Here is a 24,288-nt window from a genome sequence, read left to right as displayed (position 1 = left end):
CCTAGGCGATGACCCCCACCTCCGCGTCGGGCGGCACGACCTTCCGGTCCTGCGCGGGAAACAGCACCTTCTGCACGATGATGATGATGCTCGCCATCACCGGGATCGCCACCAGCGCACCGAGGATTCCGCCGAGCGCGCCGCCGCCGACCGCCGCGATCACGACGATCGCACCGGGCACGGAAACTGCTCGGCTCATGATGCGCGGACTCAGCACATACGCCTCGATCTGCATGTAGATGAGGTAGTAGACGGCTGCGATCAACGCGGTGATCGGCGCGTCGATCAGGCAGACGAGCGAGATGATGATCGATGCGCTGAGGGTTCCAACAAGCGGGATGAGCGAGCCGATGAACGCGATGAGTGCGAGCAGCGCCGGCACCGGCGCCCCGATGATGCTCATCAAGATGATCGTCAGCACCGCGTTGATCGACGCCAGACTGGCCTGACCGATCACGTAGCGCCCCACCGCCGTTGACACGTCTTCGAGAAGTTCGGTGAAACGCGCCCGCCGATACGCGGGAACGAACCGCGCGGCTGTCCGCTTCATGCTTCGAAGCGACGCCATGAAGTACAGCGTCAGGATGAGCACGATGATCACCCCGGTGACCCCGCTGGCGATCCCCGATCCCACAGCGATCAACCCGCCGCCGATTTGGCCGAGATTATCGGGATCCTGGATGAACTCCAGAGCACCATCGGCAGCGTTCGCAATCTCGGCGGCGTACTGGCCGGTCACCTGTGTGAACCAGTCGCTGCTCATCACGTCTTCGATCAGCATCGGGGCATCTTCGATGAGATTGGCGATCTGACGCACGATGATCGGCACGATCGCGAGCAGGATGCCGGCGAAGATCACCAGCACTCCGGCGACGACCACGCTCACCGCCGCCGCACGCGGCATCCGCTTCTCCAGGAAGACCACGATGGGGTCGAGGCCGAGGGCGAGGAATAGCGCCACTCCGACGTAGATCAAGACCGTCGCGAGCTGCCCGACGATCGCGCCGATCAAAAGCGCGACGAGCACACCCAGAGCCCCGACGAGTCCGAATGTGAACGGTTCGATTCGGTTCAGATGGCTGCTGCCGCCCGGCAGTCCGCGATCACTGCTCGCTCTGATGCGACCCCACATGCTGCCCCCTCGAGCTCAGTTCCAGTGTGATATTTGAGCATCCGATGCGCGGTACGTCAAGGGGCTGGATCGCCGGCATCCCGCACACCAGCCATCAGGCGTCCCAGACAGGGGGCCGAGGGAGTGCGCCTGTGCGGCGCTCCAGTTCCGCGGCGAGCGCGATGATCGCCGCTTCCCCTCCGGGTCGCCCGATGAGCTGCACGCTTACCGGATGCCCCGAGGCATCCAGCATCACGGGCACCACCACCGCCGGGAGCCCGGCAACGTTCACAAAGCTCGAGTACGGCGCATAGCGCACCTGCTGCGAGAAGTTCTCCGCTGCGTCGGTCGGGTGGAACCATCCGATCGGCCGCGGCGGCAGCGCGAGCGCCGGTGTCAGGACTGCGTCGAACGGTGCGAACGCGGTGATCGTCTCGCGCTCGAACACCGTCGCAGCGGCGAGCGCATCCAGCACCTGCGTGCCGCTGAGAGCACGCCCCTCGCGGGCGAGCCACGCGGTGATCGGCTCGACCAGCTCAAGCTCAGCATCCGACAGGGTCATTCGCGCAGCGCTCGTGCGCCAGATCGTGGTGAACATCTGTGCGTACCCGCGCGGACGCCAGTCGAACTCGTCGACGCCATGCCCGGCATCCGTCAGCAGCGCCATCGCGACGTCGACAGCGCGCGCCGCGTCCGGGTCAAGTGCGATGTCTTCATCGTCATCCCAGGGCGAGACCATCGTCACGCCGACGCGAGCGGATGCTGTGGCCGCCGTCGCCGCATCGAGGAAAGAGCCGCGCCCCGGTGCCCCGGTGGCGTACGGATACGGCCGTCCGCTGACCTGCACGTCCAGCAGCAGCGCGGCATCCGCGACGGTGCGCGCGATGGGGCCGGCGACTGCGAGCCCTCCGGGGCTGTCGAGTCCGGATGCGAATGAGATCCTCCCCCGAGACGGCTTCAGTCCGACGACTCCGACGGTTGCGGCGGGGATTCGAATCGACCCGCCACCGTCGGAAGCCGGGGCGAGCGGCAGCAGCCCGGCAGCCACAGCGGTCGCGGCCCCTCCGCTCGATCCCCCCGCTCCGTTGTCCGTGTTCCACGGGTCTCGTGCGGGAGACGCGACCTTCGACTCGGTGTATCCCGTCAATCCGAACTCGGGGGTGTTGGTCTTGCCGAGGCTGATGCCCCCGGCCTCATCGAGCACCGCCGCCTGATCGGCTGTGGCATCCGGAACAAAGTCGCGGTGCAGCTGGGAGCCGAATCGTGTCGGCACGCCCGCGCGAGCCACGAGGTCTTTGTCGGCGAACGGCAGACCCCACAGCGCCCCCGCGGGCGCAGCCTCCGAAAGCAATGCGGCTCGCGCGAGCGCAGCATCCGCCGTCGCCTCGACGAAGGCTCCCACCCTGCCATTGACGCGCTCGATCCGGTCGAGATAGTGCGCGACGAGCTCAACGGGGCTGACGTCGCCCGCCCGCAACACCGCCAACTGCTCCAACGCGGTCAGGTCGTGCAGTTCAGCCATACTTCGACCCTAGGCCGGGTCACGGGTTTCGGTGTCAGCGATGCTGTTGCGGGCCACCGTGCCCGCCCTGGGGCGGTGCACCGTATGCGCCTGGTGGGCGCTGCGCCGCCCTCTCTGCATCAGCGCGGAGGATGCCGTTCTTCACCGCCGTCCGCATGATCAGATATCCGATCCATAGCGTCAACGCGATGACAGCGAGGTAGATCACCAGCGCGAAGATGAGCGCGCCGATCCCCAGTCCTGCCGCCAAACCTGAGTAATCGTCCATGCCCACAAGGTAGCGAATCGTCCGGTGCTCCGAAAGGGTTGGCATCCACCGATCAGTGGATGCCGTTATCAGTCTCCCCACCGCTGGCACTGCCGTAGCTCCACCGCCATGCTGGAACCATGACGGAAAACGTGATCGAGGTTCGTGACCTGCGAAAGTCCTACGGCAGCTTTACCGCCGTCGACGGCATCAGCTTCGACATCCATCGTGGCGAGACCTTCGCGCTGCTCGGGCCCAACGGCGCGGGAAAGTCGACAACAATCGAGATCCTCGAGGGCTACCGCAAACGCACGTCCGGCGATGTCCGTGTGCTGGGCGTCGATCCGCAGCGCGGTGGGCTGGATTGGAAGGCACGGCTCGGCATCGTCCTGCAGTCCACCGGCGAGGCCGGAAATTTCACCGTCCGGGAACTGCTGACCGAGTTCGCCGGCTACTACCCCCGGCCGCGTGACATCGACGAGGTCATCGCGGCGGTCGGACTCGAACAGAAGCAGAAGACACGCGTCGGAAAACTCTCCGGCGGGCAGCAGCGTCGCATAGACGTCGCCCTCGGCATCATCGGCCGACCCGAGGTCCTCTTCCTCGACGAGCCGACGACGGGCTTCGACCCCGAGGCACGTCACCAGTTCTGGGATCTGATCCGCTCGCTCAAAGCCGAAGGAACCAGCATCCTGCTCACCACTCATTACCTCGACGAGGCGGCCCAGCTCGGCGACCGTGCGGCAGTGATCACGGGCGGTCAGATCTCCGCGATCGGTCGCATCAATGAGATCGGCGGGGCGGATGCCCGCATCCCCCTCGTGCGCTGGATCGACGCCGACGGCACGACACGCGAGGAGCGCACCGACAAGCCCGGTTCCGTCGTTGCAGAGCTCTTCCGCGACGGCGGTGAGCCTCGCGGCCTCGAGATCGTCCGCCCCACTCTGGAGGACATCTACCTCGGCCTGATTCGCGAGCAGTCCGACGCCAACGCCGCGCACAACTCCGGAGATCTGCCGCCCGTCCGGGAGACAGACCCCGGAAATACGCACATCCCCGTCGCCGCCTCCGCTATTTCTCAGGAGTTGTGAACATGAACGCCACGACAATGAACGCCACGACAGTGACCGCCACCGAGAGGTTCGGCCTGGCACGCACCTTCCGCCTCGGCCTTCGGCGCGTCCCCTTCGAGCTGCGCCAGTACTTCCGCGCGGGCGACCAGGTGTTCTTCACCTTTCTGTTCCCGACCCTGATGTACGTCATCTTTGCCACGATCTTCACTGGCGACATTGGCGAAGGACCCGATGCCGTGAGCATGGCCACCTACTACCTTCCGGGGCTCATCGCCGGCGGCATCCTGCTCTCCGGCGTGCAGGGCCCCGCGCTCGAGATTGCAGCGGAGAAGAGCGACGGTACCCTCAAGCGCCTCGGCGGCACCCCGGTTGCGCCCCTCACCTATTTCATCGGCAAGCTCGGTGAGGTGTTCGTCACCGCCATCATGCAGATCGCCCTGTTGATCGTTATCGCTGTCGCGCTCTACGGCGTCGAGCTGCCGACGGATGCTGCCGCCTGGGGCCGCTTCGCCTGGGTCTTCGTTCTCGGGCTCATCACCTGCACCCTGCTCGGAATCGCGCTGTCTGCCGTTCCCCGTACGGGGAAGTCCGCCGCCGCGGTCGTCATCCCGATCGTGCTGCTCATCCAGTTCATCTCCGGCGTCTACATCGCTTTCTCGATGCTCCCCGAGTGGCTGCAGAACGCCGCGGGCGTGCTACCGGTGAAGTGGATCGCGCAGGGCATGCGCTCGGTGTTCCTTCCGGACTCATTCAAAGCCGCCGAAGTCAGCGGATCCTGGGATCTCGGGCTCATCGCGCTCGTGCTCGTCGGGTGGCTCGTCGTCGGACTCGTGATCAGCAGGCTCACCTTCCGTTGGATCCATCGCAACGGATGAGTGGCGCGCGCCTCTCATCGGGGTGGAAGAGTGGACATATGAACACGAGCAGCCGCGAACGTCTGGGGTGGGACATCGCCAGCGGCGCGCTGTTCATCGTGATCACGATCATCGCGTTCGTGGACACTCCCCGATTTGTCGGATCACCGTGGATGCTGGTCGCCGTCGCGGCTGGCATCCTTGCCGTCTACGCCTTCGGCGCTCGCCGGTACGTCTGTATCAGCGAAGCACCGATGCCGTCTCCGGCGACGTCCGCGACTCTCCAGGTATCGCTGGTCGCGCTCCTCGCGGTCGGCGTCTTACTCGACCCGAACATGCTCCTGCTGCAGACCATCGTGCTGCCGCTGATCTGGATGACAGCACGCTCCGTCCCCCAGGCAGTTATCGTGACGCTCACGAACGCGGTTGTGCTGGGTCTCGCCTATTCGGTGTGGGGCGGGTTCCAGCAGGAGACCGTGATCGCGGGATTCATCACTTCTTTCCTGTCGGCGGCGTTCAGTCTCGCCCTGGGGCTGTGGATCACGCGCATCGCCGATTGGGGCGCTGAGCGTCAGCGTCTGCTCTCCGATCTCACCGAGGCGCAGAAGAGCCTGAAGGCGGCAAGCCATGAGGCTGGCGCCACCGCCGAGCGCTCGCGCCTCGCCCGCGAGGTGCACGACACGATCGCCCAGAGCCTGACGAGCATCGTGATGCTCGCCGAACGCGCCCGACACGATGGGTCTGCCGATACGATCGCCATGATCGAGGAAACAGCGCGGGATGCGCTTCGCGAGACGCGAGCGCTTGTAGTCGTCGAGTCTCCAGCGTCCACGCCGTCCGGATCGCTGGCGCATGCTTTGCACCGACTGGGCGAGCGATTCCAGCACGAGACCGGCGTGGACGTGCGCGTCGAGGCGTCTGAGTGCGACGTCCCCCGCGACATCCAGGTCGTCCTGCTGCGATGTGCGCAAGAGGGCCTCGCGAACGTCCGCAAGCATGCTGCGGCGAGCGCCGCATCCGTCGTTCTCAAGATCAGCGAGGACGCGACTCTCACCGTGCGCGACGATGGCCGGGGTCTACGGGAGGCGACGATCGATAGCGGACGAGGGTTCGGACTCTCCGGTATGCGTGATCGAGTCGCCCTCGTGCGCGGAGCGCTGGGTGTAACGGACATGGCGCCGAACGGCACGGCCCTGACCGTGCGCATTCCCTTAACGGCCGAGAGCTCTCTGACCGCTGAGAGGGTGTCCGAATGATCCGCGTCCTGGTCGCCGACGATCACCCCATCGTGCGCTCCGGTATCGTCGGCCTGCTTTCGCTGGATGACGGACTCGAGGTCGTCGGTGAAGCATCCGATGGTGTCGAGGTCGTCGAGCTTGCGCGCACACTGCGCCCGGATGTCGTGCTGATAGACCTGCGAATGCCTCGACTCTCGGGTGCGGAGGCCACCGCCAAACTCGCCGAAGAACTGCCCGAGGTGCGCGTTCTCGTGCTCACCACCTATGAGAGCGATGACGACATCCTGGGTGCGATCGAGGCCGGCGCCAGCGGGTATCTGCTGAAGGCGGCGCCTCACGAGGAGATCGTCGCCGGGATCCGCTCCGTCGCCGAAGGACATACGGTGCTCGCGCCGTCGATCGCGGCGACGCTCGTGACCCGGATGCGGATGGCATCCGAAGATCGCCCACAACTGAGCCCGCGCGAAATCGACGTGCTGCGTCTGGTCGCCGCTGGGGGCAGTAATCCCGCGATCGCGAAGTCACTGTTCATTGGCGAGGCGACGGTGAAGACGCATCTGCTCCATGTGTTCGAGAAGCTCGGCGTCTCAGACCGCACCCGCGCCGTCACGCTCGCGTTGGAACTCGGGCTGCTCTAGCCAGTCGGGGGCGCAAGTTTCGCGGCCTAAACGAACTTCTGCGGCCGATCCCAAAGGATCTGGCCGCAGAAGTTGCGTTTCGCCGCAGAAGTTAGTGGTCGGAAGGCTACGCCTTCTGGAACTGTGCCACCGCGGGGCAGTCGAACGGGTCGCTTGCGGCGAGTCCCACCCGGTTCAAGTACTCGATGACGATCGCATACGAGCGGAGGATCGTGGTCTCGGTGTACGGCACGTCGTTGGCGAGGCAGTAGTCACGAACGATCTCGCGCGCCTGAGCCAGATATGGGCGAGGCATGCTCGGGAACAGGTGGTGCTCGACCTGGTAGTTGAGGCCACCGAGGAAGGTGGTCACCCACCAGCCGCCGGAGATGTTGCGCGAGGTGCGCACCTGCTTCGTGAAGAAGTCCAGTCGGGCGCCCGGCTCGATGATCGGCATGCCCTTGTGGTTAGGAGCGAACGCAATGCCCATGTAGACACCGAAGACGGCAAACTGCACACCTGCGAAGGCGAATGCCATCCCCAGCGGGAGCATGATGAACACGGGCACCAGCACGGCTGCAAGACGTCCCACGATGAGGCCGATCTCAAGCCACCGACCCTTGACGTCCTTCTTCGTGAAGAGGTATTTAAGCCCCTGCAAGTGCAGGTTGAGGCCCAACAGTGTGAGCAGCGGGAAGAACAGCCACCCCTGTTTGCGGGTGATCAGACGGATGAAGCCGCGCGACTTGGCGGCATCCTCCTCAAGGAACGAGATGGTATCGACGGCGATGTCCGGGTCCTTGCCGACCTGGTTCGGGTTGCCGTGGTGCTTGGTGTGCTTGTTGTCCCACCAGGAGTAGCTCATGCCGACGAGCCCGATGAGAATGCGGGCGAGACGGAAGTTCGCCGGGCCCGACGTCAGGATCTGACGGTGCGCGGCCTCGTGGCCGAGAAATCCGATCTGGGTGAAGATGATGCCGAGAGCTGCCGCGATGAGTAGCTGGAACCAGCTGTCGCCGAGCAGGATGAACCCGGTGATCGCCCCGCCGAGAGCTACAACGATGCCAGCGGCGACAACAGCATAGAACCAGACCGCTCGCCGCAGCAGGCCAGTTTCTTTAACCACCTGCAACACGCTCTTATACGCCTTCGCCATCGGGGGGAAGTCGGCGTTGCCAGCGTATGTCTGGCGTACTGGTCCGAGAGTGTTGCTGGTCGCTTCCGCGACCGTTGAGGTGGCGATACTGCTCTCCTGCCGATCGGAGCCCGTGAGCTGGGGTAGCAAAGGCGGATGCCCCGTGCTTTCTTCAGGCTACGCCCGGCCGTATACGCCAACGCGTATACGTCGCAGAAGTGTTCGTTAAGCGCGGACGCGTGAGAGGTGGCGGCGCAGGGTCTGTCGAATGGAGCGCATACTGCGACGAGGCGTGCCTTCGAGCGCCTGGCGCGCGTCGACGAGGCTCGTGAAGGAACCGAGGTTGACGCCGTGGTTGTCGTAGGCGACGTGTGCGGTGCTGTCGGATTCGACGAATCCGGCGTACTCTCCCCCGCGGGTTGCGACAAAGACGTTGTCGTCTGCCTGCTTCCAGCTCAGGGGCATAGGTGAATAGGTGGTGGTACTGCTCATTGTGTTGCTCATTGCTTTGGGTGGGCGCGCGCAAGCGCACCTCATGTTCTTGAGACCAAGAGCGGATGCCGCGCGCGTCGGTGCGAGCGGTCCTTTACGGCCCTGATCAGTGGCAACATGACGCACCGGAATTGCGGCGAATCTTTCACATTGCTCCACCAGTCTACCCGAAAACGCCTGAGCCGGCGTTTCTCGGACGAATCGACCGATCGGATTGTTTCCTCCATTCGCGTGAATTATCTTCCCCTCACGCCCGAGATCCGCTAGAGTGACCATCGTCTGCAGTACCTGCTGCGAACGAACACTGTGTGGGAATGGTGTTCATCCTCTGTGATGTGGGATCACAGAGAAGGAGCAGGACCCGAGGGGTCGGGAATGCAGACATGTACCGAGAGCGTTTGCTCGCGGTCTGGGGAACACTGGGGAACACATGTCGCACTGGGGATTTCTGCGTACATTCACGGCTCGGAGAGCAGCGTGACGTCCGTCGAGGATGCGCTGCAGCTCACGCGCAGCGGGTCTAAGTTCGCGCCATTGGTCGCGCCGCGCGCGACCAGAGTTACACCGCATGACGCTGCCGCACCACGAGTGTCGGCGACGTTGGAGAGACGGCAGCAGTGGGAGCGTCGCTACCGCTTGCGGTTGAATCTGACGGACTCCGCGGTGATTGCGGCCGTCGCTGCGCTGACGGCGCTGATTCAGCTGTCCCTGATCGGGACAGCGACCGATGTCATCCTCCGCGGTGCGATCCTTCTGGTCGCGACCCTGTATGTGATGTTGGCCGCGCTGAACACGCGGTCAGCTGCGATCATCGGCTCGGGCGCCACCGAGTACCGTCGTGTCGCGCACGCCGGCGGGCTCGCGTTCGGGGTCGTGGCGATTGTCGGCATCCTCATGGAGTGGGAAGGCCTGCGGCCTCTGCTCGTCATCGCTCTGCCGACCGGGATGCTGGGGCTCCTGGTCGCACGGTGGAGCTGGCGGCGGTGGCTGCAGCGTCAACGACTGGGCGGCGCGTATGTCTCGCGCACTCTCGTCGTCGGCGCCACCGAGGACGTCGAGTATGTGATCAACTCGCTGCGCACCAGCGGCGAGAACGGCTACTTCGTCGTGGGGACGACGTTGCTGGATCGCAATGCCAACCACATCGTGGTTGGCGAAACGCAGTACACGGTGGTTGGAAACGTCACTACCGTTGCGGCTGCGGCAGCTCAGCTCGGCGCAGACACCATCATCGTGGCCAGCCGGCCCGATGGTGACGCCGACTTCGTCAAGCACCTGAGCTGGCAGTTGGAAGGAACTGCCGCCGAGCTCGTGCTCTCGAGTCGTCTGACGGATGTGGCAGGACCGCGCATCTCGCTTCGTCAGGTCGACGGGCTGCCGCTGCTCCAGGTGCGCATCCCCACTTACGAAGGTGGGGTGCACCTGCTCAAGCGGGCGCTGGATATCGCTGTCTCAGCGCTGGCGTTGATCGCGATCGGCACGGTTACGCCTGTGATCGCGCTGCTGATCAAGTTGGACGCGCCAGGGCCGGTCTTCTTTCGTCAGGAGCGCGTCGGCCGCGACGGTCGCACTTTCCGAATGGTGAAGTTCCGCTCGATGAAGACGGATGCCGAGCAGCAGCTCGCGTCGCTCAAAGAACAGAACCAGGGCGCAGGGCTGCTGTTCAAGATGAAGAACGACCCGCGCGTCACACGGGTCGGAAAGGTGCTGCGAAAGCTGTCCTTGGACGAGCTGCCGCAGTTCTGGAACGTGCTGACCGGCGACATGAGCGTCGTCGGTCCGCGGCCTCCGCTGCCGAGCGAGGTCACCGCGTACGATGGGACGGTCTTCCGCCGCCTCTACATCAAGCCGGGAATCACCGGCCTCTGGCAGGTCTCTGGCCGCAGCGATCTCTCCTGGGACGAAAGCGTGCGGCTGGATCTGCAGTACGTCGAGAACTGGTCTGTGATGAACGATCTGCAGATCATGTTCCGGACTGCGCAGGCCATGGTGCGGCCAAGCGGGGCATACTGATCACATGAGCAGAGGGGATGCTCTCACCATCGCGATGGTGGGGACACGTGGAGTGCCTGCGGCGTACGGCGGCTTTGAGACCGCAGTAGAAGAGGTCGGCAAGCGGCTGGTAGAGCGCGGACACCGGGTTGTCGTGTATACCCGCGGGTCCGATAGCCGAGCAAAGTCGTATCTTGGCATGCAGATCGTGCATTTGCCCGCAGTCCCCGTGAAGCAGGTCGAGACGCTCAGCCACACCGGACTTTCGGTGTGGCACCTGATGTTCCGTCGACGGCCAGATGCCACATTCGTGTTCAACGCGGCAAACTCCCCCTTCCTGCCGTTGCTGCGCCTGCGTCGCGCGCCGGTGGCGCTGCACATGGACGGCCTGGAGTGGCGTCGGTCCAAGTGGGGGTCCAGGGGTAAGGCGTACTACCGGTGGGCCGAACAATTCGGCGTGAGGAACGCAGATGCCCTCATCGCTGATGCCCCTGGCATTGCCGATTACTACCGACACCAATTCGACGTTGATACCGAGCTGATCCGGTACGGTGCGCCAATCCTCGATGACCTGCCCGCGCGGGGCGTGGCCGAGATGGATCTGACGCCGAACGGATATCACCTCGTGGTGGCTCGTTTCGAGCCTGAGAACCATGTGCTTGAGATCGTCGAGGGTTACCGGCGCAGCGCGGCGAAGCTGCCGCTGGTCGTCGTGGGCTCCGCACCGTACGCTGCCGAGTACACGGAGGCGATCGAGGCTGCGGCCGACGGTGATGACCGCATCCGACTCGTCGGCGGCGTGTACGACCAGGAGCTGCTGGACTCGCTGTATGCAAACGCACTTACCTACCTTCATGGTCACTCGGTGGGTGGCACCAACCCCTCTCTTCTGAGGGCGATGGGCGCCGGCACAGCGGTGATCGGTTACGACGTCCCGTTTAACCGCGAGGTGCTCGACGACCTGGGTTACTTCTTCGCCGATGCCGCCGACGTATCCTCCCGAGTGATGGATGCAGAAGCCGATGTTGCAGGCATGATCGCGCTCGGAGCGCGACTGCGAGAGCGAGTCAAAGAAGGCTTCCGTTGGGACGATGTCGCTGACGCGTATGAAAGCTTGGCTCGCCGACTGACATCAGGTTCGAGCGTCCATTCCTCTGCCCGTCGCGGGCAGCGACGATCGGAAGATTGGGACTTCGATCCCGGCAGAACGGCTGCCAAGTGACTGCCAACCGCAAACCTCTGCTTCTCGTCCATCCTGGAGCCGAGATGTTCGGCTCGGATCGCATGCTCCTCGAAAGCGCGATCGGTCTCCTCGGAACAGGCGCTCGTGTTGTGGTCGCATTGCCTAGCCGTGGTCTGCTCGATCGCGAGCTGCGCGCCGTGGGCGCCGAAGTCGTCGTCATCCCTATGCTCGTGCTGCGCAAGGCGCTACTTAAACCTCGTGGCCTTTCGACGCTGTTCCGCGACATGTTCCGAGGTCTCGGCGCCGCGTGGCGCCTCATCAGTAGGCTGCGCCCGGATGCCGTCTACGTATCGACGATCATCCTTCCGCAATGGCCCTTAGTCTCGAGGTTGCGTGGTGTGCGCACCGTGAGCCATGTGCACGAAGCCGAGGCGTCCGGACGCAAATTCGTCAACCGCATCCTCTATTCACCGCACCTCGCGTCGCACCGTACGTTGGTGAACAGCCGGTTCGCTCTCGAGACGATCCACACCGCTCTGCCACGTCTCGCGGATCGCGCTCACGTCGTCTACAACGGAGTCGCCTCACCGGATAGCCCGATTCCACCGCGCGCTCAGCTTGATGGTCCGCTGCGGGTTCTCTACGTGGGACGTCTCTCGCCGCGCAAAGGGCCCGACCTGGTGATCGATGCGGCGTCTCTGCTGCACGATGCCGGCCGGTCGGTAGAGGTCACGCTGCTGGGCGCTGCCTTCGAGGGTTACGAATGGTTCGAGGAGCAGCTACGTCAGCAGGCGGTGGTCAACGGTGTCCCAGTTAACTTCGCGGGATTCCACAGCGACGTCTGGCCGTTCCTCGCCGAGGCGGATGTCCTCGTTGTACCCTCGCGCGTCGACGAGCCGTTCGGCAATACCGCGGTCGAGGGTGTCCTCGCACTTCGACCGGTGATCGCCAGCGACAGCAGCGGTCTGCGCGAGGCGGCCAGTGGATACAGCACCTCAAAGCTCGTGCCGGCGGATGACGCGGGTGCGATCGCCGAGGCGCTGACCTCGCTGGCTGATGGCTGGAATCTCGTCGTCGCTGACGCCTCCAAGAACCGCGCCGAGGCGCTTCGGCGGCATTCGCCGGGGATGTATCGCGAGCAGATCGCGCAGGCAGTGCTGGGCTGACCCGCGGGTTACTCCGCAGAGCCGACGGCGGTCTGAGCTCCCGACGTGAGCCTGCTCCTGTGCTTCACGATGTAAATCGAGAACGGGATCAGCTGGCAAACGACCAGTGCAAAAGAGACGCCCAGCAGCGGGCCGACGATTCCGAGCACAGGCGTCAATACGAGCGCCAGCCCGACCCCGATCACGGCCATGCTCAGAGTTGGGATCACCTGGAAGCGGATGCCCGGCTTATCCATGATGAACATCCCCAGAGGGTACACAGCCGCGGTCATCATGATCATGAGCCCGAAAGCGAAGATTGTGGCTGGTTCCACTACGAGCGCACCCTGTGTAATGAAGTCGAAGAGCCACGGCCCTACCAACCACACCATGACCGTGGCCACCGCGATGGCAACGGCGAACAATGCGCTGAGGAGAAACGGGCCACGGTTGAGGGCGCCCTCGTGGCGTCGGCGCGCGAAGTGCGGCCAGAGGGCGAGCCCACCGGCCATCACCAGCCCGTTGAGCGCGAAGAAGACCTGCCCGGCCACACCGTACTCCGCCACATCACTCGGCCCCCCAAGCTGCGCGATGATATACCGCTGCGACCCCACGGCAATCGGATAGGTGACCATCTGCGCCAGCATCGGCCATCCGACGTCCATCACTGTGACCCCCGGAAAACGGCGCGGGCGAAGCACCATTCGGGCCGCCGCCGGGATCAACGGGGATGTCGACCGCGCCGTGATCAGGACCCCGAGCGCAGAGACGACGAGCGACGCGGCAAACGACGCGATCCCGAGGTAGACATGCAGACGTTCCGCTCCCAGGTTCAGCATCGACCAGACGCCCAGCAGCGTCAGCGGAGAGATCAGCCCTTGCAACAGGATCACCACGTGATTGCGACGCTGCCCCAACATGATCCTGACCCAGACACCCATCGGAATGCTCAGACAGAAGATCGTCACGCAGTAGAAGGCGGCCAGCGATGCACCCGGCCGCTCCCCAACGTCGCCGAGGATAAGTTCCCAGGTGCCAGTCGCCACGAGCACGGTGTTGATAGCCATCGCCGATGCAGCAAAGGCCAGCAGCACACGACCCACAGAAGTGAGCTGGTACCTGAGCTTTTCGTCAGAACGCACATTGTCACTGATCGCGACGGCGTTCACCAAGACCGCCCCGCTGCCGAGATCAGTGAATGTCAGCAGCGAGGGGATCGTGGTGAGCAACGTGTACAGCGCGAAGCTGTCCACACCGGCGTCCGCAATGATCATCCTCGTGGTGAGGATGCCGCAGATCAGCGCGATGACCATCGTCAGCGCACGCGCGCCGACCGCGAGAAGCGAACTCATGTGGTGATCATCAGCGCCCCTGAACTCCCAACGTCGTGCTGTTCGTTGCGAGGTGCGAAACCGCAGCGATGTCGGCCGGTACCGGCACAGCCGTCTGCGACTGCGACACGGCATAAGCCGGCTGCAGCGTATAGCCCGCCGTGACGACAGATGCGCCCTCGATGAACCGCGAACGGGCGTCGTGTCCGGTGGCAGCGGCGAACTGCGCAAGTGTGTCTGTCACGGCGGGGTCCCGCGACACAGGGCCTCGCGACCATGCACCGAACCAGCGAGGCGTACCCTTCACCGACTGGTGATAGAGGTTCCCGTTGATCGACGAGACCATCTGAGACCCGGTGTAAGTGAGCGAGAAGTCCTGCACGCATACGAAACAATTGCCCGCGGGTTCTGCGAGAACGTTGTTGGACATCACGATGTTGCGGACGATCCACGACGCGAGCGGCGCGTAGCGCGTGCGCGGGTCGTGACCGGCTGCATTCGGGTCAGATGCCCGACGATCGTCCTGCGCGATGCTGACGTTGCGCTCCGCGTTGCCGACGAACGTGTTGTTCCAGATCTTCACATTCCCCGAACTGAGGACGAATAGTCCGAACTCTCCGTTGTCCGCGACTATGTTGTCTGCGATGACGGCGCGCTCAGAAAGTTCGACGAAGACACCATGTCCTTCGTTTGCGATGACGTCATTGCCAGTGAACGCAATGCCGACAGTCGACTCATCGAACCAGGGGCCACGCCCGTGGTTGCCGATGAATGCACTATCAGTCACCGTCACCCCTTGCGTTCGTGTGACTTTGAACGCCCCGGAAACCGGCGAGTGGTTGAAGCGCTCAACATTGTTCCCGACAGAGAGCAGACGATCCACCTTCAGCCCGTCAGCCTGAGATGCTCCCCCGCCCAGCATCCCGTTGTCGATCAACGATACCCGAGTCAGCGTCGTTCCCGGGGCCCAGGAGTACAGGCCCGTCGTGGAGTTGTCACGGATGGTGACGTCGGAAAGCGAGATATCCTTGGCCGCGGCGATGACCGTGCCCATCTGCGGCACACTCGTCGCGTATCGCCGGATGCCGATGCCCTGCACCACGCTGCCCGCGGATTGAATCGACAGTGCCTGAGTGAGCACGCTGGCCTCGACGGTTTTCCCTTGGGGGTTGGAACCGATGATCAGCCGCTTGGCGGCATCGTCGACGAAGAAGGTTCCTTCGACGACCAGACCAACAGATGAGACTTCCCGCAGCTGGGTTCCCCCCAGCCAGACCTGGTCAGGATGAGCAGCCATCGGGTACTCAGGGTCAACGAAGCGCCAGTCAGCCTGCGTGTTGTCGGGAGCCCCCTTCGTGTACGTTGGACTCGAATCCAACGACGTCGTCCAGCCGTCGACGATCCAGGTGTTCCCGGATGCACGCCAGCCGGTCACGGTCCTGGTTCCATCGAGCCAGACGGCCTCGTTCGCGGCCGGCTGGATCGTCACCCGCTTCTGACCGGGGATGACGACTTCTTCGTGATAGGTGCCACCGCGCAGCACGATCGTGCCGCCGCTGGACACGAGGCGAACGGCCGCAGTGATGGACTTGACCGGCGAGCCCTTGGCTCCGCTGGCGGAGTCGGAACCGCTGGGAGACACGTAGATGGCCGAAGCCGGCGCGTCGTAGGAGATAGAACCGGGCGCGCGCGCACCCGGATCGCCCCGCACACCGCCCACAGCCGCAACCGGGTCGGGGCCAGTCGGGGTCACCGGTTCCGTCGGCGTCACCGGTTCCGTCGGCGTCACCGGTTCCGTCGGCGTCACCGGTTCCGTCGGCGTCACCGGTTCCGTCGGCGTCACCGGATCAGGATCAACCGGCGTCACCGGTTCCGTCGGCGTCACCGGATCAGGATCAACCGGCTTCACCGGTTCCGGTGCGGGCGTCGTCCCAGGCGTCGCCACCAGAACGTTGTCGATGCCGACAGGTACCGTCGACTTCGCCCCACTCGACGTGTAAAGCGCGAACGCGATCCCACCTTCACTATCGATCCTCTGGGCGGAGCTGTCGCTGTACGAGAGTTCCGGGCTCGCCTGCTCCGCCTCCCCGACCAGCCATGCCTTCGCCGTCAGGTTCACCGGGTCCTGCCCGGTGACGGTGAACGCGACACGCAGCGCACTACCATCCTGCATGGTCACAGGCAGACGCTGCTCGCTGATGCTCGAGACAGTCATGAGATCCGTGAGGCGGACAAGCGAGATGTAGGTCGCCCCATCCGGATGCACCCTGACGCGCACTCCGTAGGCGTCCTTGTCTACGATGCGGACGGCCTGCGAGAGATACAACGGTCCACCGGTAGGCAGTTCGGGGGTGCTGACGTCGAACGTGCTGGTCAAGTCACTGGCTGTGACGCCTTCAGCAGTCACCCGAGCGGTGATCCCAGGACGACGGCTGGCCAGCATCGCCTGGCCAGCGGAGACGCTGGCCGAGCCTTCGATGGCCTGCCACGCTCCAGCGGCGGATGCTCCCCATCCGGAGTCGACGGTGCGTTCCATCGCATCCTCAAGGATCACCCCGTCCGTCGCAGCAGATGAAGGTTGCAAGCGAGGCTGCCCGTCTGCCGTCGCAGACACGGGTGCGGTCAGGATGAAAGCCGAAATCGCCAGGATTGCGCCCAGGCCTCCAGCGAGGAATTTTTGTAAGGAAGTGCGATGAACAGAGTGTTCTGGCGCCTTCTGGTTGGGAGATGGTCGAGAGAGAAAGGACACGATGTGGCGGCCTTCTGGGGTGAAGTTAGCGATTAACCAGCCACCTGCCGCAGTTTCAACCCCGGCAGCAGGGAGCGAGTCCCCCTCGCAACTCCTGAAGAATAACCGGCTCTTCCAGGGAACGACAACTTCCCAGGCACCTTCACAGGTATCGCTCGAGATGCGAGCCAGCGACCTCAGTCACTGTAATACTCACTGCGGTGCCGGTCTAGCTTCGCTCGGTTGAGCACGGTGCCGAGGATCCGTGCACCACCAGACTCGAGGGATTTGATGCTCTTTGCGAGGGCTGCACGCCGTGTCTTGGTCGCGTCTACGACCAGAATGACTCCGTCTGTCTGCGTCGCGAACAAGTTGGCGTCCGCGACGCTGAGGGTGGGCGGCGAGTCGATGACGACGAAATCGTACTCCGCAGCAGCAAACTCGAGCAATTGCGCCATTTTGGCCGATGACAGAAGCTCTGCGGGATTCGGCGGGACGGTTCCGGCAGGCAGGATGTCGAGCGTGGTGTCGGCGACGGTGTGCTTGGCCACGTCGAATTCGACCTCGTCGAGAAGAACGCTCGTGAGTCCGATCGATCCGTCGATCCCGGCGTGTTCGTGCGCTCGGGGACGACGCATGTCCGCGTCGATCAAAAGCACGGAGCTACGGGGACCGGCGAGCGTCATCGCCAGGTTGGCCGCGACCGTCGATTTTCCTTCGGCGGGCATGCCAGATGTGACGAGCAGCACTTTCACCTTCGAGCTGACATTGGCGTAGGCGAGGGCTGATCGAATCCGACGGAATTCCTCCGATGTGTGGCCGAGTGGCTCCTGCACGACGGCGATGCCGCGCCTCGCCAAGATCGGAGCCTTGGAGATCACTCCAAGCACGGGATCTCCGCCCGACTGCCCGAGAGTTTCCTCGTTGCGAACGCGAGTATCGAGAACACCAATCAGCAACGCAGCCGCCAGTCCGAGCACACCCCCGAGGAATCCGCCGAGCAGAGCTTCGCGCGGTTTGTTCGGTGTGAACTGAAAGGGCGCAGGAACCGCATCGTCGATGATCTCTGCCGTAATGCTCGCTTCGCCTTGAGGGTCTTTGGGAGCGACGTCTTTCACCACGAGGATCAGCTGTCCGGCGACTGCATTGGCGAGCTCAGCTGCAGCCTCGCCGTCCTCAGCGATTCCAGTCACTCGCAGCATGACCGTGCTCTGCGGAATCGAAACCTCGACCGATCGCGCAAGTGCACGCGGAGTGGTCTCAAGATCCAGCGTGTCGATGACCGGTTCAAGCACACGGGAGCTCGTCGCAAGCTGAGCGAACGACAGCATCTGGCTCTGGGTATAGGCAGATCCCTGATTCAGATCAGATGCGCTCGTCCCCTGGTTGAGCGCGAAATACAGCGAGGAAGTCGACTGAAACAGTGGTGTCTGAAGCGAGGCGTACGCGTAGGAACCACCAGCGCCGATCAGCACGAGTGCAACAATCACCCACCAGAACTTTCGCACGGAGCTGCCGATCAGACGCAGATTGATACCGCTTTCGGCCATGATTCCCCGTTCCCCCTGAGCCACCAATCCTAGATGAGTCACGACCGCGGGACCTCTGTTCTGTCGACCGTAGAAATAATTGGCGCATCGACAAGCCGGACAGCCGCGCGCGGCGCAAGATACCGCTCGGTTGAGGCACCCATCGAGTTACGATCATGAGCCCATGTGATGGCCAGCCCGACGCAGAACCAGAGGAACATGCTGTACTGCGTGATCAGTGCCACCACGACGAGGCTGGGCAGCTGACCGATGACCGCGATCGAGGCGGGCGTGCGCGAACTGCGTCGCAGTGCCATCACTGCAGCGCAAATGAGGGCGGCCATAATGAGGAACGTCGGCACGTACCCGTAACGCAACAGCGTGAGTACGAGCGCATTGTCAACCGATCGCGCGAAATAGCCTAGATAATAGTCGCCCGACACGAGCGTGTGCCAATCTCCGGGGTTCCCGAAGAGCTGCACCTGCTCCAGCAGCACGAGCAGGTCCGTGCGGTAGTCCGCGCTCCCTCCTGCCTCGTCTCCTGCTGCACCGAACACGGTGTCGATGATCGGTATGACGATGGCCGCGCCGATGATGCCGCTGATGCCGACGGCAGTTCGGAATCGGCCGGATACTCCGGTGAGGAAGAATGTGGACAGCACAAGCGTCAACGCCAGTGTGATTAGTCCTGCGCGGCTAAAAGTCAGCACAGTGGCCGTTGCGACGATGAGCACCGCGGCGATCTTGGGGAGCAACCACCAGCTTGTCGCGACAATAAAGGCAGTGGACATCGCCAACGCAGCACCCAATGCGATCGAATGCCCGAATGCCCCTTCCACGCGGAGCAGACCGCCGCGCTCCTGGAGCGGACTCCACGTTTCGTAAACAACGCCCGACCCAGGAATAAGTACGAACGGGTTGAATGCCGTGAAAAACTCGATGATCGCCAACACCGATGCGATCACCGCCATGATCGCGATTGTGGCGGTCACCCATTTCTCATGGACGCGGCGCAGCAGGATCCGTCCCCATATATAAGGAATGACCCACTCGAGAATCGCAGCGACCAGCGACGAGAGATCAACCGAACCGATCCCGTAGAGCCCGAGGATGACCACTACGAACGCAGTCACCCACGCATCCGCTGCTCTCAGAGGAACCGCCGACCAGTTGACGATGATCATCACAACTGTCAGCAGAGTGATCGCCGCCCAGTAGAACCCTGCGTTCAGCCCCACCCATACGGGAACGAAGAAGAGAACTGCCGCCCACACGATGAAACCGGCGCGCGGCATCTGCCGAAGCACGAAGAGGCCGATGGCCGCGGCTGCGAGGGCTCCAGCTGCGAGCAGGAGGAGTGGGACAGCAGTGGCCATGCGTCGTGATCTTACCCGGCCGCAGTGACGCGGAACGAATCGAAATACACACCGTTTGCCGTCGTCGAGCTACCTGAACGGTTCCCGCTCAGGCCAACACCACCGCCCCCTTGCAAGGGCGTTGCATCCGTGGTCGTGAGTTGCCAGTTCGCGGGCTCCGATGCTGTGGTGTTCCAAATCTTCGCTGTAATGGTCGATCCGATCACTGCGACCTTCAACGTATAGGACGTGTTGGCAGCGAAGGAGACGCCCGACACCGGCTGTGCGAGCAATACGGTGGCGCCTCGATGAGCAACCAGCCATACCGTGCCATCGGGGCGCAACCACGCGCGGACCAGGTAGCGCCCTGCCGCCGAGTCCCGCGCAATCACGCCGATGTAGCTGCCACCGGTCTCCGGTCCCTGATCGACACTGAATGTCGTCGCCAACAGCACATCCGTCGTGGCAATGGGGTTCAGCGTGTTGTGGCGCGTATCACCGGCGATGAGGTTCATCTTCCCCTGACCGTCACCAACGGTCGCGGCAGCTTGCGAGCCGCCCGTGACCGTCCACGCGCCACCGATGCTCGCACTCCCCCAGCCTGGACCCGACGTGCGATCGAAATCATCCTGCACGAGGGCAGTATCGGCGGGCTCGGGGTCGACGGGCTCTGCCGTCACCATCACATCAACTTCGGCCGTATGCGTCGCACCTGCGTCATCGGTCACCGTAAGTGTCACGGTGTACGTCCCCGCAGCCGCGTAAACATGAGAACCGGTCACACCAGTGCCCGTGGAATCATCTCCGAACGACCACTCATACGACTCGATCGTGCCGTCAGAGTCCGTCGACGTCGACGCATCCACATTCACCGTCAGATCAGCGACCTCCGTCGTGAATACCGCCGTCGGAGCGACATTCTCCGGGTCCGGGACGACAACTGGGATCGACAGATCAGTGACCGAAAAGTCGTCGAAGCTGGCCGCATTCGTCCCGGTGGCGCTTCCCGAGCGATAGGAGAACACGGTCGGTGCGCCGGCGACTTGGATCGCTGGCGTCGAATCGGTCGTGACGAGCTGCCATGCAGTGGGCTCAGTCGCGCCGTCTACCCAGAGCTTCGCCCGGATAGTCGTCGGCGACGTGCCGGTGGTCTCCATCGCGAGGTGGAATGTGCTCCCCGCGCTCCAGCTGACTCCGGTGAGCGGCGCACTCGCCACGGCGGCGCCATTGCGGTGGATGATGAGCCACGTTGTTCCATCGGCGCGATGCCATGCGAGTGCCCGGTAGCCGTCCGCACCCGAACGGCGCGCCCCCAGCCCCTCGTAAGCAACACCAGTCGATGGCCCGGCAGACAGCGTGTAAGTGATCCGCGCAGATGTATCGAGAAGCGAGGTTCCCTGCAGGAACATCTCCCGCGTCTCACCAGGACTGAGATCCACCTTGCCGACACCGTCGGCCACCGATGCGACGGCTGCGGACCCGCTCAGCGGCGTCCACGTGCCACCTTTGTCCGCTGCACCCCAGCCGCTCGATACAACGCGGCCGAAGGAATCGGACGCTGCGAACACCTGCGCCTGCACAGTGACGCCCTGCGCCGCACTCGCAGACGCGCCCAAGCTGTCCGTGATCGTCAGGGTGACCTCGTAGCTGCCGGCCTCCGCATAGGTATGAGCGGCTGTCACCCCCGATCCGGCTGGTGCACCGTCACCCCAGTTCCACGCATAGGTAAGGGTTGCACCGTCGGATGCCGTCGACGTCGAAGCTGAGACGTCGATCTGCAGCCCTGACGCCGTCGAAGTGAACTGCGCCACCGGGTCCGCGTGAGTGGTCACTGTTTCGTGCGAAGCAGTCGCCGTCGCGCCGCGGTCGTCCGTGACTGTCAGCGTGACTGTCCGTGTGCCAGGCGTGGCGTACACATGGTCCGCAACCTGTCCCGTCCCAGACGTACCGTCGCCCCAGTCCCAGCCATACGAAGCGATGCTTCCGTCCGTGTCACTCGAAGCCGACCCGTCGACAGAGACCGACAGTCCCGTCTCTACAATCTCGAAGTCCGCAGTGGGGGCGACGTTCGCGGCTTGGACCGTCACGGTCTGCTCGCTCGTCGCGGCGAGCCCGTTGCTGTCCGTCACCGTCAGCTTGACGGTGTAGACGCCCGTCCCGTCATACTCGTGAGAGGCCATAACGCCGGAGCCCGCCGATGAGTCGTCGCCGAAGTCCCAGGAGTAGCTGGAGATCGTCGCTGTGCCCGCGGCAGCCGACGAACTAGCGTCGAACGCAGCCTCGAGGTCTGTCACCGAAGCGGTGAACGCCGCGGTCGGCGCCTCGAATCCCTTACCGACCCCGTAGTGGGTCTGCACTTGAGCCGAGGTCAACGCGTACGGATACACCGCCACCTCGTCGATCGAACCCTTGAAGTACTTCGAACGGGGTGCAGACGGCCAGTTTGTGAGGTTGTCCCCGCCGACTCGCCAGTACCCAAAGTACCCCTCAGCTTGAGTGGCAGCGGCGTTGGAGGCGACGAGGTGACCGTCGACGTAGAGCTTCATACCGTCACTACCCTGAGTGGCCACGGCATGGTGCCAAGCGTTGTTGTTGAAAGCCGTTGTGGTCTGAGCGATCTGCGTGCTTCCGTTATACGTCCCGAATACGAGGCGGCCGTTATTCAGCATGTAAATATGACGGTCGTAGCTGGTCGAATCACCGGAAGCAGCCGAACCGTAGCCGAGGAGCTTTCCGCCCGTCGTCGTGTTCGTCTTGAACCAGAGCTCAGTCGAGAACGCGTCAGAGACCACGGCTTTCGTCGTCGTCGAAACGCGTCCGGTAGTCGTTCCAGTGAACGTCGACGCCCCAGTAGAGGTGTTGGCCACGTCCGAAGTCGACGCGGTGACACCGGAGCCGAACACCGGAGTGTTCGCGCCGCCCCAGTCCTGCGCGGCTGTTCCCAGTGGATAGTAAAGTTGAGGACCGTCAGCGGTAACCGCATCGACGTATGCGGACGCTGTTCCGGCAGTGACCGTCGCGGCTACGCTCCGACTTGAGACGGTGTTCCCGTCACTGTCTTTGGCCACGACGGTGTACTGCTGCTGTGACCCTGAAGGCGCAACCTTGTCCTCAAGAGTGATCGTCGGACGATTCCACCACGTGGCATCCGCCGTCAGCGTTGAAATGGCAGCAGTAGTTCCGGCGCGGTGCAACTCGTAGGTGAGCGTCAGGTCGTCGCGATCCCAGTTGGCGGCAATCGATATGCGCACGCGACCGGGAATAAAGGACTGCGCAGTCGGAACCCAGTTCGCGGCAGACAGACGGGGCCCGTCTTTGGCGCCGCCCGGCGGATTCGTCGAGAAGCGAACGATTCCCTCGAAGCGACCGTTGTTCACGGAGCGGAACTCACCCCCGATCGAGATCATGTTCCCGGTGCCGGTGATGGACAGACCAGCTTGACCCATACCGGTGGTAACGCCGACCGCCCAGTCGGGCGTCCAGTTGTAGGCGGACGGGGCCGGCGTCCCCTGCCAGTTCTTATAGGTGGTGCCAGCGGCCGGTTGAGTTCCGAGAGAACCTCGAGCATCCGCCGTATATGCCTCGGAATAGCGGTGCGTCCGCGGGTTCTGCTCGGAGTGCAGGCCCATCGTCCCGCAGGCGTGCGTATGGCTCGTCGTGTAGACAACTTCTCCGGTCGAGTACACGCCGTAGTGATCTCCCAGACAGTCAGCGATCCACCGCACCTCACCGGTTCCGGCTTCAGCGGCGAATGTGCCTTCGAGGTTTCCGACGCTGGCGCTCGCGTACACCCACCCCGTGCCATATACGGCGGAATCATCAGCGGCAAGACCGAAGATGCCCGCCTTTCCGGAATTTGATCCGCTGTTGGATCCGTTCTTGACCGTCTGCGGAAGCGCCCATGCCGTGTCGACCTCCCCGGTGGACTTGTCGAGAGCAACAGCACCACGCATCGCTGTGTTGCCATTCACCTGGGAGAAACGTCCAGCCGCGATGACTTCATCGCCGCCCGGGTCCATGACCATCGCATCCACCTGCAGGTCGCTCTGCGGAGCCCAGCTCAGGAGCGCGCCGCTTGCAGCGTTGAATCCCGCGAGATTCTTTCGCGCGGTTCCGTTCGCCTGAGTGAATAAGCCACCGAGATAGACACTCGATCCGGATGCTGCGAGCGCATAGACCCCGGTGCCTCCGATCGACGGCGAGAATCCTGACACGAGTTGACCGGTAACGGCATCCAATGCGGCGAAGTTCCAGCGTGCCTGACCGTTGACGGAGTTGAACGATCCGCCGATGTAAATTCGACTTCCGTCCGGAGAGGCCGCGACGGCCTTCACTACTCCGTTCACAATCGGTGCGAACGGCAGGAGATTTCCGGAGTTGATATCGTATGCGAGCACGTTGGAGCGCGCCGTCAGGCTCGTCCCCGGCGCTGCCAGCGGCGCTCTGGCATTGTCGAACTTGCCGACAGCGTAGACCGTTGATCCAATCATCGCCTGCGCCCAGACGTAGCCATCGTCGATCTGCACAGTCGGGATTGGGTCTGATGTGACGACGCTGTCATCGCGCTGCAGCACAGGCGGAATCGTCGCTGGCACCGCCGCTGATGCAGCTTGAGCGCCGATCGTGGTCATCCCAGTCACGAGCAATGCTGCAGTAACGATGACCGCAAGTGCGCCGCGTACTCGCTTCAGCGCTGTTATGTTCCCCATAGTGACTCCCCAGTCGCCAGAATTGTT

General features: G+C 63.6%; 17 protein-coding genes. 7 read left to right on the top strand and 10 right to left on the bottom strand.

Features of this window, described 5'->3' with window-relative positions; genetic code table 11:
• Window position 1: 1 nt before the first annotated feature.
• The 3 genes from ACSU1L_RS10305 to ACSU1L_RS10295 form a co-directional block, all read right to left on the bottom strand.
• On the bottom strand, window positions 2-1,132 hold the full coding sequence (locus ACSU1L_RS10305) for an AI-2E family transporter (protein ID WP_439255711.1): 1,131 nt from the start codon (window positions 1,130-1,132) through the stop codon (window positions 2-4).
• A gap of 94 nt (window positions 1,133-1,226) precedes the next feature.
• Window positions 1,227-2,633, bottom strand: a complete 1,407-nt coding sequence (locus tag ACSU1L_RS10300) for an amidase (RefSeq protein WP_439255709.1) — start codon at window positions 2,631-2,633, stop codon at window positions 1,227-1,229.
• A 34-nt stretch (window positions 2,634-2,667) separates the two neighbouring features.
• Window positions 2,668-2,901, bottom strand: coding sequence for a hypothetical protein (locus ACSU1L_RS10295; protein WP_439255708.1), 234 nt, complete (start codon window positions 2,899-2,901; stop codon window positions 2,668-2,670).
• A 119-nt stretch (window positions 2,902-3,020) separates the two neighbouring features.
• Here ACSU1L_RS10295 and ACSU1L_RS10290 point away from each other — a divergent pair, with 119 nt between their 5' ends.
• From ACSU1L_RS10290 to ACSU1L_RS10275, 4 genes are read left to right on the top strand one after another with little or no spacing between them, the layout of a single operon-like run.
• Window positions 3,021-3,971, top strand: a complete 951-nt coding sequence (locus tag ACSU1L_RS10290) for an ABC transporter ATP-binding protein (RefSeq protein WP_438252981.1) — start codon at window positions 3,021-3,023, stop codon at window positions 3,969-3,971.
• A gap of 2 nt (window positions 3,972-3,973) precedes the next feature.
• A complete protein-coding gene (locus ACSU1L_RS10285; RefSeq protein WP_439255707.1) occupies window positions 3,974-4,828 on the top strand; it encodes an ABC transporter permease in 855 nt (284 codons plus the stop codon).
• 38 nt (window positions 4,829-4,866) lie between these two features.
• Window positions 4,867-6,063 carry a sensor histidine kinase gene (locus tag ACSU1L_RS10280; protein ID WP_439255706.1) on the top strand — a complete coding sequence of 399 codons (1,197 nt, stop codon included), beginning with the start codon at window positions 4,867-4,869 and terminating at the stop codon, window positions 6,061-6,063.
• On the top strand, window positions 6,060-6,683 hold the full coding sequence (locus tag ACSU1L_RS10275) for a response regulator (protein ID WP_438252977.1): 624 nt from the start codon (window positions 6,060-6,062) through the stop codon (window positions 6,681-6,683). Before ACSU1L_RS10280 ends, ACSU1L_RS10275 begins: the two co-directional genes overlap by 4 nt.
• 106 nt (window positions 6,684-6,789) lie before the next feature.
• Here the strand turns inward: ACSU1L_RS10275 and ACSU1L_RS10270 are convergent, their stop codons facing one another.
• Together ACSU1L_RS10270 and ACSU1L_RS10265 are read right to left on the bottom strand one after the other, a co-directional pair.
• Window positions 6,790-7,905 carry a fatty acid desaturase family protein gene (locus tag ACSU1L_RS10270; RefSeq protein ID WP_438253066.1) on the bottom strand — a complete coding sequence of 372 codons (1,116 nt, stop codon included), beginning with the start codon at window positions 7,903-7,905 and terminating at the stop codon, window positions 6,790-6,792.
• A gap of 117 nt (window positions 7,906-8,022) precedes the next feature.
• The gene (locus ACSU1L_RS10265) at window positions 8,023-8,289 is read right to left on the bottom strand and encodes a hypothetical protein (RefSeq protein WP_439255705.1); all 267 of its coding nucleotides are present in this window, start codon (window positions 8,287-8,289) and stop codon (window positions 8,023-8,025) included.
• Window positions 8,290-8,766: 477 nt separating this feature from the next.
• Between ACSU1L_RS10265 and ACSU1L_RS10260 the strand changes: the two genes are divergently transcribed.
• Genes ACSU1L_RS10260 through ACSU1L_RS10250 form a run of 3 tightly spaced genes read left to right on the top strand, consistent with a single transcriptional unit; the run spans window position 8,767 to window position 12,630 of the window.
• On the top strand, window positions 8,767-10,302 hold the full coding sequence (locus ACSU1L_RS10260) for a sugar transferase (protein ID WP_439255704.1): 1,536 nt from the start codon (window positions 8,767-8,769) through the stop codon (window positions 10,300-10,302).
• Window positions 10,303-10,306: 4 nt separating this feature from the next.
• The gene (locus ACSU1L_RS10255; RefSeq protein ID WP_439255703.1) at window positions 10,307-11,503 is read left to right on the top strand and encodes a DUF1972 domain-containing protein; all 1,197 of its coding nucleotides are present in this window, start codon (window positions 10,307-10,309) and stop codon (window positions 11,501-11,503) included.
• 44 nt (window positions 11,504-11,547) lie between these two features.
• Complete coding sequence (locus ACSU1L_RS10250; protein WP_439255702.1) at window positions 11,548-12,630, top strand: glycosyltransferase; 1,083 nt, start codon at window positions 11,548-11,550, stop codon at window positions 12,628-12,630.
• A gap of 8 nt (window positions 12,631-12,638) precedes the next feature.
• On the opposite strand, the gene ACSU1L_RS10245 is transcribed toward ACSU1L_RS10250, so the two are convergent.
• The 5 genes from ACSU1L_RS10245 to ACSU1L_RS10225 all read right to left on the bottom strand — a co-directional run bounded on the left by ACSU1L_RS10245 (window position 12,639) and on the right by ACSU1L_RS10225 (window position 24,261).
• A complete protein-coding gene (locus ACSU1L_RS10245; RefSeq protein WP_439255701.1) occupies window positions 12,639-13,961 on the bottom strand; it encodes a lipopolysaccharide biosynthesis protein in 1,323 nt (440 codons plus the stop codon).
• 10 nt (window positions 13,962-13,971) lie between these two features.
• Entirely contained in the window at window positions 13,972-16,524 is a 2,553-nt protein-coding gene (locus tag ACSU1L_RS10240; protein ID WP_439255700.1) for a right-handed parallel beta-helix repeat-containing protein, read from the bottom strand.
• A gap of 341 nt (window positions 16,525-16,865) precedes the next feature.
• Complete coding sequence (locus ACSU1L_RS10235; RefSeq protein WP_439255699.1) at window positions 16,866-18,218, bottom strand: polysaccharide biosynthesis tyrosine autokinase; 1,353 nt, start codon at window positions 18,216-18,218, stop codon at window positions 16,866-16,868.
• Between the two features lie 38 nt (window positions 18,219-18,256).
• Window positions 18,257-19,573 (bottom strand): hypothetical protein, encoded by a 1,317-nt coding sequence (locus ACSU1L_RS10230; protein WP_439255698.1) that lies wholly within the window; start codon window positions 19,571-19,573, stop codon window positions 18,257-18,259.
• An 11-nt stretch (window positions 19,574-19,584) separates the two neighbouring features.
• Window positions 19,585-24,261 (bottom strand): PKD domain-containing protein, encoded by a 4,677-nt coding sequence (locus tag ACSU1L_RS10225; protein ID WP_439255697.1) that lies wholly within the window; start codon window positions 24,259-24,261, stop codon window positions 19,585-19,587.
• Window positions 24,262-24,288 lie beyond the last annotated feature (27 nt).

It is taken from the genome of Microbacterium sp. A94, from assembly GCF_051842855.1.
Lineage (GTDB): Bacteria > Actinomycetota > Actinomycetes > Actinomycetales > Microbacteriaceae > Microbacterium.
This window is presented reverse-complemented; position numbering and strand designations above follow the sequence as displayed.

Excerpts from the sequence above, each read along its gene's own strand:
- ACSU1L_RS10225 (WP_439255697.1), bottom strand. The coding sequence starts at position 24,261 with ATGGGGAACATAACAGCGCTGAAGCGAGTACGCGGCGCACTTGCGGTC.
- ACSU1L_RS10245 (WP_439255701.1), bottom strand. The coding sequence starts at position 13,961 with ATGAGTTCGCTTCTCGCGGTCGGCGCGCGTGCGCTGACGATGGTCATC.
- ACSU1L_RS10275 (WP_438252977.1), top strand. The coding sequence starts at position 6,060 with ATGATCCGCGTCCTGGTCGCCGACGATCACCCCATCGTGCGCTCCGGT.
- ACSU1L_RS10235 (WP_439255699.1), bottom strand. The coding sequence starts at position 18,218 with ATGGCCGAAAGCGGTATCAATCTGCGTCTGATCGGCAGCTCCGTGCGA.
- ACSU1L_RS10295 (WP_439255708.1), bottom strand. The coding sequence starts at position 2,901 with ATGGACGATTACTCAGGTTTGGCGGCAGGACTGGGGATCGGCGCGCTC.
- ACSU1L_RS10265 (WP_439255705.1), bottom strand. The coding sequence starts at position 8,289 with ATGAGCAGTACCACCACCTATTCACCTATGCCCCTGAGCTGGAAGCAG.
- ACSU1L_RS10290 (WP_438252981.1), top strand. The coding sequence starts at position 3,021 with ATGACGGAAAACGTGATCGAGGTTCGTGACCTGCGAAAGTCCTACGGC.
- ACSU1L_RS10285 (WP_439255707.1), top strand. The coding sequence starts at position 3,974 with ATGAACGCCACGACAATGAACGCCACGACAGTGACCGCCACCGAGAGG.
- ACSU1L_RS10250 (WP_439255702.1), top strand. The coding sequence starts at position 11,548 with ATGTTCGGCTCGGATCGCATGCTCCTCGAAAGCGCGATCGGTCTCCTC.
- ACSU1L_RS10255 (WP_439255703.1), top strand. The coding sequence starts at position 10,307 with ATGAGCAGAGGGGATGCTCTCACCATCGCGATGGTGGGGACACGTGGA.
- ACSU1L_RS10300 (WP_439255709.1), bottom strand. The coding sequence starts at position 2,633 with ATGGCTGAACTGCACGACCTGACCGCGTTGGAGCAGTTGGCGGTGTTG.
- ACSU1L_RS10230 (WP_439255698.1), bottom strand. The coding sequence starts at position 19,573 with ATGGCCACTGCTGTCCCACTCCTCCTGCTCGCAGCTGGAGCCCTCGCA.
- ACSU1L_RS10280 (WP_439255706.1), top strand. The coding sequence starts at position 4,867 with ATGAACACGAGCAGCCGCGAACGTCTGGGGTGGGACATCGCCAGCGGC.
- ACSU1L_RS10305 (WP_439255711.1), bottom strand. The coding sequence starts at position 1,132 with ATGTGGGGTCGCATCAGAGCGAGCAGTGATCGCGGACTGCCGGGCGGC.